General features: G+C 46.6%; 8 protein-coding genes. All 8 read right to left on the reverse strand.

Annotated elements, in window-relative coordinates:
• Positions 1-29: 29 nt before the first annotated feature.
• Positions 30-1,667, reverse strand: coding sequence for an acyl-CoA carboxylase subunit beta (locus BW716_RS26930; protein WP_083728829.1), 1,638 nt, complete (start codon positions 1,665-1,667; stop codon positions 30-32).
• Positions 1,668-1,771: 104 nt separating this feature from the next.
• The gene (locus BW716_RS26935) at positions 1,772-2,563 is read right to left on the reverse strand and encodes a C40 family peptidase (protein WP_083728831.1); all 792 of its coding nucleotides are present in this window, start codon (positions 2,561-2,563) and stop codon (positions 1,772-1,774) included.
• A 16-nt stretch (positions 2,564-2,579) separates the two neighbouring features.
• Positions 2,580-3,701, reverse strand: coding sequence for a CapA family protein (locus BW716_RS26940; protein ID WP_220388840.1), 1,122 nt, complete (start codon positions 3,699-3,701; stop codon positions 2,580-2,582).
• Between the two features lie 178 nt (positions 3,702-3,879).
• On the reverse strand, positions 3,880-5,718 hold the full coding sequence (locus tag BW716_RS26945) for a glycoside hydrolase family 76 protein (RefSeq protein WP_083728835.1): 1,839 nt from the start codon (positions 5,716-5,718) through the stop codon (positions 3,880-3,882).
• A 146-nt stretch (positions 5,719-5,864) separates the two neighbouring features.
• A complete protein-coding gene (locus BW716_RS26950; RefSeq protein WP_083728837.1) occupies positions 5,865-6,797 on the reverse strand; it encodes a bifunctional helix-turn-helix transcriptional regulator/GNAT family N-acetyltransferase in 933 nt (310 codons plus the stop codon).
• A gap of 114 nt (positions 6,798-6,911) precedes the next feature.
• Positions 6,912-7,358, reverse strand: coding sequence for a cytochrome c (locus BW716_RS26955; protein ID WP_083728839.1), 447 nt, complete (start codon positions 7,356-7,358; stop codon positions 6,912-6,914).
• 1 nt (position 7,359) lies between these two features.
• Entirely contained in the window at positions 7,360-8,637 is a 1,278-nt protein-coding gene (locus BW716_RS26960) for a sorbosone dehydrogenase family protein (RefSeq protein WP_083728841.1), read from the reverse strand.
• A 120-nt stretch (positions 8,638-8,757) separates the two neighbouring features.
• The gene (locus BW716_RS26965; protein WP_083728843.1) at positions 8,758-10,575 is read right to left on the reverse strand and encodes a RagB/SusD family nutrient uptake outer membrane protein; all 1,818 of its coding nucleotides are present in this window, start codon (positions 10,573-10,575) and stop codon (positions 8,758-8,760) included.
• Positions 10,576-10,580 lie beyond the last annotated feature (5 nt).

A 10,580-nucleotide genomic window follows, 5' to 3' on the forward strand; every position in this document is an offset into this window, starting at 1 on the left:
GCTTCTTTGGTAGGGACGAGTATTTTGTATTACACCTGAAATACGCCCAAACTAAAATTACCCTCCACGGGCGCCTGATTCGCGGCCTTTATACTCTCAGAAATTATTCTTCGTGTATCCAATGGGTCTATTATTTCATCTACCCATAATCTAGCCGCCGCATAATAGGGCGTGGTTTGACTATTATACTTCGCTGTGATCTCAGACAGCAATTTATTTTCATCCTCAGGCGTAATCTCCTCCCCTTTTGCTTTGAGCGAAGCCACCTGGATCTGCAACAATGTCTTTGCCGCCTGCTCCCCTCCCATTACCGCAATCTTTGCATTGGGCCATGCATAGATAAAACGTGGATCATATGCCTTCCCACACATCGCATAGTTGCCCGCACCATAAGAGTTTCCCACGATTACTGTAATTTTGGGAACGATAGAATTCGCCACTGCATTCACCAGCTTTGCTCCATCTTTAATGATACCCGCATGTTCACTACGGCTACCCACCATAAACCCGGTTACATCCTGTAAAAACACCAGCGGTATTTTCTTCTGATTACAATTCATGATAAAACGGGCTGCCTTATCCGCACTATCATTATAGATCACACCACCCATCTGCATTTCACCTTTCCTGCTTTTTACTATCTTCCGCTGATTCGCTACTATACCCACTGCCCAACCATCTATGCGGGCATAGCCACACAGAATGCTTTTACCATAATCTTCTTTGTATTGATCAAATTCAGAATTATCTACTATCCGTGAAATTACGTCCACCATATCATAAGGACGGGTACTATCTTCAGGAATCAGGCTATATAATTCCGAAGGATCTTTTGCCGGAGCAACAGCTGCGACCCTGTCAAAACCCGCATCGGCCGGGTGCCCCAGCTTGCTGACTATTTTCTTTATATGATCCAGACACTCCTCATCTGATTTGAATTTATAATCAGCAATACCTGAAATTTCTGTATGTGTCACGGCGCCACCCAGGGTCTCTGCATCTATAGTTTCACCAATAGCCGCCTTTACTAAATATGGCCCTGCGAGAAAGATAGAACCATTACCTTCTACCATCAGCACTTCATCACTCATGATAGGCAGATACGCACCACCTGCTACACAACTACCCATCACCGCCGCTATCTGTGTAATACCCATCGCACTCATACGCGCATTATTGCGAAATATACGGCCAAAATGCTCCTTATCCGGGAAGATCTCATCCTGCATAGGCAAGTATACCCCCGCACTATCTACCAGGTAAATAATGGGCAAATGATTCTCCATTGCGATCTCCTGCAGGCGAAGGTTTTTCTTCCCCGTCATAGGGAACCAGGCCCCCGCTTTCACGGTCATATCATTGGCCACGATCATACACTGCCGCCCGGCAATGTAGCCGATACCTCCGACAGTGCCTGCCGCTGGGCACCCACCATGTTCTTCATACATCCCATAGGCAGCAAATGCCCCTATTTCAGTAAAGGTCGCGTCTTTGTCACAGAGATATGCGATACGTTCACGGGGAGTCAATTTGCCCCGCTGTCGGACTTTTTCGAGGTTCTTTTTACCTCCGCCCTGTTCTACAATGGCGAGGCGTTGTTTCAGGGTACTGAGCGATCTGCGCATGGCATCTTCATTCCTGTTCTTGTCCAGTTGCTGTGCTTCCATAACGATTGTTTTGTGTTCGGGGATGATTCTTCTTAAAAATAAGGGATTGGGGGCAAATAAAAACGCTTCTGCAGGGCAGAAGCGTTTTTATTTCTATAATTTTTTTATTTCTTGCTCTCATTCAGTGGCAGTGGCTCCTGACAGGAATCTACCGGCATTGGTGAGAATATACGCTTTGCAGCGACTAATCTCTTTTTGTAGTAAGTACTATTCGTGATGTCAACAATATTCACCCCCTGGTTGGATGAGTGAATCATCATCACCTTTCCGCCTTCCACCTTATAGACCATACCTACGTGACCTACTTTCTTGCCTTTTACATTCTTCCTTCCTGTAAAGAACAACAGATCACCAGGACTGAAATTCTCCGGACTCACCACCTGCCCTAGTACAGAAATACTCGCAGCCGTTCTTGGGATGGTCATACCGATGGCATTAAAACCATAATTAATCAACCCGCTACAATCAAACCCAATGGGGCCGATTGCACCACGAACATAAGGTTTACCCAGTTCCGATACCAGGGTGAGCAGCATATTGCGCACCTCCTCCTGTTTGATACTGGCCAGATCGGCGCTGTCAGGCACATACACCTGATGCACCGGCTCGTCCGGTAAGTCAGGATTGACACCCGAACCAGGTCTCACCGCCATAGCAGCTTTCCCCCCCTTTGCAGGGTGATGAGCAGTCCCTTTTTTTCCGGGTTTAGTATGGGGCAGGTGAGCCGTTTTACCAGATTGGGAATTATGCGCATGTGCTGTGGTTTTAGCATGCGTGGAATGCACCACGTGCGTTTGCTTTTTCGCAGGCGTGGCTTTGGTTTTCTTTTTCTGCTGTGCAGCAGCAGTCGTTATGGTCGCCCCCAGGGGCAGTAGCAGTAGTATTAGCCTCTTCACAATTACATGTTTTGCATCACAAGGTCCCTACATTCACTCCTGTATATCCAAAATCCTTCACCGACAATGAACGGATCATTTTGAAAGCTTTCATAGCCGAGTCAGGTTTTGGGATACCTTCTCCTTCTTGCTTGAAAGAGAAGACTTTATTGTCCAGCATTCTCCCCTCTTTTGTGATTGTTACTTGCAACAAAGGTGCAATATTTAGCGGATATTTTAAATTGAATTGGTGATAAGTTGAAAAATTACCTAAACTATAAGCGATTAATTTTTCCTTATATACCTCCATTCCCCGTACTACATGGGGACCTGAGCCGATTACCATGTCCGCTCCGGCATCTACACAAAGACGCGCAAAATGACGGACATTTCCCCTGTTTTGCCCAAAAAAGACCTCTTTTGTCTTCGGCGTGGTCATTTTGGAAGCCCCTTCTGCACCTCCATGGAAGAATACGACTACGATGTCAAAACGGGGTTTTAGTTCAGATATCATGGCAGTTACCAGTGAATCGTCATTGAGATCCAGGCAGTTACTGTGTGGGGCAAAGGATATGAACCCGATGCGGGTATTCCTGACCGTGATGCTATCCGTAGGGTGCTGCAGGGTACCGCTGGTACGGATATTATTCTCCTGCAACCAGGCGAGGGTGTTCGTGACCCCTGTCAGACCGAAATCAAAACTGTGGTTGTTAGCCAGGTTGAGGTATTCGAAACCGGCGTCTTTGTACCACTGGGCAAATTTTGTGGGAGTACGGAAAGCGAAGCACTGGTTAGTACCACAGCTTTTGAACACAGGGGCCGAGTCGGATACACAGCTTTCCAGGTTCCCAATGCGGAGATCGGTTTGTGATAACACGGGCAGCGCCTCCTGCAGGATCGTTCCACTATCATATTTTGGAAGATAGTAGGTGGAAGGATAGCTGGAACCGACCATGAGGTCTCCTACTATCGAGAAACTGATAGTATCGGCAATGCCAGGTTCACGTAACCTTGCTACAGGTACCGTCGCTTTGAGCGACACAGGTTTTCGGGGGGTGGATGTTTTGGTATCCAGACCTCCGAGTAGTAATTGGGCTAACACAATCAGTAAAATGCCATTAAATGAAAATAGCAGTTTACCGCTTTTTGAACGATTCAAATTCAACATATATTGATGGGGAATGATTCTCTATTGTCCGCCTACGAAACAAACTTCACAATATGCAAAGGTATAATAAATTATGAGAAAATCCCCTATGATTGCTATACAATCACAGGGGATTTTCCGGGCCTGGGGGCCTGCGGCCGGCCTAGGGTGAGAACGCCCTCTGGCTGGCTTATTTTATGAATTTACGTACATATTGTTGATTACCATGTAGTAACACGAGTGTATATACGCCGGATGGTAAACGGGATACATCTATCTTACCTGTGGAGGTATAGGTAGTTAATACAACTCTCCCGGAAATATCTACTACACGCACAATTTCTTTAGAGAAATCAAATCCGGCTTTTACTGTCAACACGTCTTTTACCGGGTTGGGATAAATGGTAAATGACGGATCGTTCGCTGTATGTGAAGCAGAAGACGTTACTGCTGATGATGCAATAACCGCAGCCGTTGCACTAATCTTAATAGATGATGTTGAATCATTAAAATTATCATCTACCAGACAGGCATCATCCGCCGTCTTTACGATTGTTCTTCCGCTGAAGTTATCATTCAGATATAGTGTTACCTGATACCCGCCCGTCACTTTCAAAGAAGATACATCATCATTCAGAATACCTCTTGCCTGCAACTGAGACAAGGTATATGTACCCGCTGTCAAACTCACAAACGCACCTGTATAATTACAATCCTTATAGAAAGTAGCTACGCCAACGGGGTGGACAATCAAAGATGAAGCACTATCATTCCATGCATTTCCGATCCATGTACTCAATCCTGTAATCGTGAAATTTTCTCCTGAGAAATTATCATTCTTATACAGCGTTACCTGGTACCCGGCAGGGATGGCATAACTGGTGATATCATTATCCTTGATACCTTTTGCCACTAACGCAGCCGTATTGTATGCTCCTAACGGTAAAGGCCATGCATAACCGCCATAAGTGATATCTTTATAGAAAAATGCCTGATCTAAATTGGCCGCTGCTTCTTCCAGCATTACCCCACTCAGTTGTGTGGAATAATCTGTGGAGGATGAAGGGGGCACTGACCAGTTAGGGCTGACCAGGTTGTTAGAAGTATTGATCCCCTGCGTACGGAGTACTTCTGCATTGTACTGAATAGCGGCATTGTACTTTGCTCTTACCGCATCTGTCAAAACCCCTTCCCTGGCTAAGATAGAGAGATAGCGAATAAAGATACCTTTGAACAAACCTCCATCTCCGCCCCCTGTTTCATCTGCAAAAAACATCCCGTTGGGACGACGGCTATTGTAAGCATATTCAGCCGTCTTGATCGCATCATTCAGGTAAGTGACGTCATTCGTCGCCTTGTACAACTCCCAGGCGGCACCGATGTACGTACCTACATTGTAAGAGAAGACCCAGTCCTTCTGCGTCACACCAGTGTTCAGGTTGATGTTGTCCCACACCGCACCGGTGGTGGCATCTACGAGGTTTGTTTTTACAAAGGAGTAGATATCCTTTGCCCTTTGCAGGTCAGCTGCATTGCCGGTGTAGCGATAGATGCGTGCACCCAGGATCACCGCAGGAGTATTGGCACAGGTGTTTTTGCACCCGGAACAATTCTTGTTCCAGTCGAGCGCACCATTGGAATACCCCGTGTTGATGTCCGTCCAGAGCAGGGAAGCTACGCTGTAATAGTCAGCATCGGCAGTAGATTTGTACGCATTCAATGCGGCTAATCCCATCCACTCCATATCATCATAGAATGTATTGATATAGGTGTTGCCGTTAAATGATTTGGTACCCAGCAGGAGGCTCTTCATACGGGTCTTGTAAGTGTCGGAGCGGGTACGTAAATAACCGTCGTTGAGGGCGTCTACACCATGCGCACACCACCAATAATTATTCGTGGGAACGCCAAAGGTGTTGTACATACTTGCCTGTAAAGTTTCTGCTACAGGACCATAGGTAGCAAGCTGGCCGAAGGTGCACAGCTGTATAAATAACAGCAGGACACTGAGTGTAAAAATGGGTTTCATTTTCGTGGGTTTATTTTGAGAGATATAAAAACCAGTAACGTGGATTGTTAAGGTAGTAAAAAAAATAGCTTATGCCTAGCGGCATAAGCTATTTTTTTTTGCAAAAGGAGCAATTTGGCCTGCGGCCGCCTTCATCCTTGTTTATTTTAGACGAGATCCATGTCGTAACGCTCTTCGTTCATATGCTTTCCGTACAAGCCAACCGGTTTTTCGCCTGTCTTGCGGAAGCCTGCTTTTCTAAACATATTATTAGCCGTTTCGGCCAGATTGGTTGAAAACAGGTAAATTTTGTGATACCCCTTCTCCCGGCAGTTAATAATGGCATCTGCCAGTAACTTGCGGCCCAGCCCCATCCCTCTGAAATCAGGATGTACCAGGAACCATTTGAGCTGTGCGGCATAGCGGGAATGCCAAACGACAGCGATTGACGCCACGATCTGGTTGCCATGCAGTGCGAGGTATACCTGATCCTTGGAAGGATTGTACGCTTCCAGGAACTCGGCGAAGTTCTTACATACGCTGGTATCGAATTCCAGGTTATACCCCAGTTCTTTGGCATACAAGGTGCCGTGCATATACATCAGGTAACCAGGGTCTCCGGGGAGCAGCTGGTATCTCCATGTAATATCGTTAGCGGTGATCCGGTTTTCTTCGGACAGGATGTGGCGGATGGTCTTCATGGCGGCAGCCAGCGCTAACTGTTGCTCGTCAGGAATTGGGTCCAGCAACTGACGGATCTGTTCACCCGCCGTTTCCTGCATCATCTCCAGCAGCTTCCGTCCTTTGGCAGTAATCTGCAGGTACCAGGTACGGCCATCCAACGCAGATTTCTTTCTGGAAAGTAGTTGCTCGCTTTCAAAAGCTTTGAGCATACGGCTTAGGTAGCCGCCGTCAATTCCAAGATTATCCACAAGTTTACCAGCGGTGCACTGGTCTTCAGCTGTTAAGGTGTGGAGTACCCTTAAGGCCGTCAAGGTAAGGTTGTTTTCGGATACGTGTCGGTTCAAGGTTTCCGACAAACTGGTATAGTATCTGTTAAACTCACTGATTTCCTGTACCACTTCAAGATTCGATGACATGTCCCATTGAATTTGTACAAAAATATAAATCAGTTTTATAATGTGCAAATATGTTGAAAATGAAGGGCGAGGGAATAATTAAAAAAGGCCGGCATTTTCAGCTGGCCTTTCTAATTATTTAATTTTTGCCCTAACGGCTTTGACCTCTGCGGGTTTTATGGCGCTGGCTTTATTCCCGAAACTGTTTCTTACAAAGGTGAGCACGTCGGCGATTTCCTCGTCCTTGAGCTGCGCCTGTGGGGGCATAGGATTGGAGTAATACTCCCCTTCAATTTCCACATCGTCATTCAGCCCTTTCAGGACGATGGTGATCAATTTTGTTTTATCGCCCAGTACGAAGCTTGTCCTGATCAGGGGTGGGTTCATGCGGGGTACCCCGCTGCCGTCTGCCTGGTGACAGGCTAAACATATATTCTGGTACAGTACTTTTCCGCGGGCTATTGAAGCGGCGCTGCCAGCAGTATTACCATTAGCTTTACCAGCAGTTTTGCTTTTAGTCTGTGCCATACCAACACCTGCAACACTCATTAGCAGCATCGCTGCCATTATCCATCTTATCATACTACTTTTTATATATAATCCGGTACACGGTTCCTTTCACATCGTCAGATACATACAGGGAGCCATCAGGGCCTTGTGCAAGTCCGCATGGACGGTGTTGCGCCTGGCCTGGTGATTTGATTTCACCAGGACCTGCAAATCCTTCAGCAAAGACTTCCCAGTCGCCGGCAGGTTTGCCATCTTTGAATGGCTGGAATACTACGAAATAACCTTTCTGAGGTTCAGGAGCACGGTTCCAGGATCCATGGAAGGCGATGAAGGCACCGTTGCGATACTTTTCAGGGAACATGTTGCCTGTGTAGAACAGCATATCATTCGGTGCCATATGACCCGGATAAGCTGCAGCGGGATCCTGAATGTGATCTCCACCTGTCTTTTTGCCATCGCCACCGTATTCAGGGGCGAGGATCTTCTTGTGCTGGAACTGGTCGTAGTAGATATATGGCCAACCACAGTCAGAACCTTTGTGCAGGGCGTACATGCACTCAGCAGGCAGTTCGGCAGATTGCTTTTCGTCGTATATGTCAGGGAAAAGGTCATGCAGCTGGTCACGGCCATGCTGCATCACAAACAGCTGGTTCAGCTGCGTGTTCCAGTCAAGCCCCACCACGTTGCGCAGACCGGTGGCATAGCGAACGCCATCGCCGTAGGTCTGGTTAAGTTTGTCAGCTTTGAACTGCCAGATGCCCCCGGCAGAATCCAGGACCGGACAAGGTTGCATACCGAGGGACCCCTTGGTACGGTCTTTTGTCTGGCAGGAATTGGAGTAAGCACCGATGTTCACGTACAGGTTGCCATCGTTGTCGAGCTTGAATGCTTTTGCTTCGTGCTGGTGACGGTTGATGAGGCCAGTGACGATGACTTCAGCTTTGGAGGTATCCATCACCTGGTGTTTGTTATTAAGTTTAAAGCGGTACACGTCGGTGTTGGAAGAGGCATATAAGTAGTTGCCTTTCACTTCGATACCAGTGCCGTCGTATTTGAAGAAGCTGGTCTTATTGTCAATTTTACCATCGCCGTTGGTGTCCTGCAGATACCAGATAGTATTTCCTTTATTGCGGGTGCCTTCTACTTTTACATAGAGGTCGCCTTCTGGGGTGACGGTCAGGTGGCGTGCATGGCCGAGGCCTTCAGTTGCTACCAGGGCGCCGAAACCGGAAGGGAGTTTCAGACCTGCATTGTCTGCATCAGGGGTTACGGTAGTACCAGGTACACCGGGGCCGAAGCTGGTGAGGAGGCTGGTAAGTGCTACAGTAGCCAGAGTGAATGCTTTGTTCATTTGGGTTGCGTGGTTTTGAGTTTTTTTAAAGCCAGGATGAAATTACAAAATACCCTCGCTCTTGCGGAGCGAGGGTAGCTATTTTTTAAATGAGTGGTTATTTATGAGGTTAATTGGCCATTAAAAACCCGGATTCTGTACTAATTTGTTATTTCTATTGATCTCATCCCTTTGAATTGGCATAAAATACATCTTATCCAGCCACAACCTGTTCTCATTGACCAGTGTAACAGGGGTATAGGTATAATCATAATTAGCCGGATCATACTTATACAAGGTCACCTGGCTCCCCGCCTTAAGTTTTCCCTGTACATTGATCCCTCTCAGCGCACGACCAATGGTAGCTGGTGCAATCATCCAACGTCTTACATCAAAAAAACGTTGTTCTTCAAACACCATTTCTATTTCACGTTCATGCTGGTAATCTGCTTTCAGCACCGCACCAGAAGAGGTGATATCAGGCATGGCCGCCCTTTTCCGGATCATGTTCAGGTAAGTACGCGCCTCTCCTTCCTGTCCTAATTCCATCAGTGCTTCTGCATAGTTGAGAATGATCTCAGTATACCTGAAAAATGGCCAGGGCACTTCCTGTCTGAAATATTGTGCATCTACAGCAGGGTCGATGAATTTCTTAAAATAATAGCCTGTGAAACTACCATTCCAGTCTTCTATAGGCCCCTGGCGGGTATCCAGGCCTGGATTGGAAATGGCCTTCGATCCATCCCATACTTCATAGCTACCTGCCTGCACCTGATTGGCCGGATCCATATCCGCCACATCTGTAGGGCGCTGGCGCCAGTTAGCACCATCATACAAAATCGTCGCATAAAAGCGGGGATCACGATTCTGGTATGGGTTTGCCTTTTGTGTCGCATTATTCCAATCAAAAGAGCTACCATCACTCATTTCGTAATCATCAATCAATAACTGTGTAGGTGTATTTCCCGACCAGTTATGATACCCATTTAATCCATTGTACAACCCAATCTGCCCACCTGCTTCAGACTTGGCATTTACAAAATAACGGGAGAAGATACTTTCTGTATTATCCTTCAGGAACATCGCCTGATAGTTAGTAGTGGCTTCCTCAGCAGAAGCCGGATCAGGAGAAGCTAAGGAATATGTACCGAGATCCATTACCGCCTTTGCCGCATCGAGCGCTTTCTGCCAGCGACTGTTACGATCACCGGATGTATAACCTAATAACTCAGGTTGTGCAGCAGCTGCAATGGTAGCCGATTTACTTTTCGCTGTTGGTATATCATGCAGATCACTCGCTGCATATAATAAGATACGGGATTTGAGAGCCAGCGCCGCACCTTCCGTGGCACGACCTTTTACCGATACCGATTCTGTACCATGCAGATAATATGCAGCGGAGTCACAATCTTTCACGATGTGATCCACACATTCTTCAAATGTATTTCTTGCTATACTATAATCTGCATCAGCTAAACTATACACCTGATCTACCAAAGGCACACCTCCAAAACTCCGCACCAGCTGCTGATAAAACCATGCACGCAGAAAGAACACTTCTCCTCTCAAACGCGCTGCCTGCAATTGTTTATCAAAGGTCACCTTCGATATATTCGCAAAGAAATTATTGCACGCACGTATACGCAGATACATCGTTCCCCACTGGAATGCACCACGGCTATTTACATATTCTGCATCAGTGGGGCTAATGGTAGACTCGACCATATTTTTCATACCATAGTTATGCGTAAACATGGTTTCATCTGTTGCAGAAGACAACATCGTTTCAGGGAAACCACCATTTCCCAGACCATTATAAATATCATTGACATACGCTTCGGCCAGCGCAGGATCAGTCCATACATCATCTGAAGTAGCCTCTCCCAAAGGCCTGGTATTCAGGAAGTCTGTATTACAGGCTGCTGTTGTCAGCAACAATAATAAGCATATATATTTCATACAAT

The organism is [Flexibacter] sp. ATCC 35208 (genome assembly GCF_001975825.1).
Lineage (GTDB): Bacteria > Bacteroidota > Bacteroidia > Chitinophagales > Chitinophagaceae > Chitinophaga.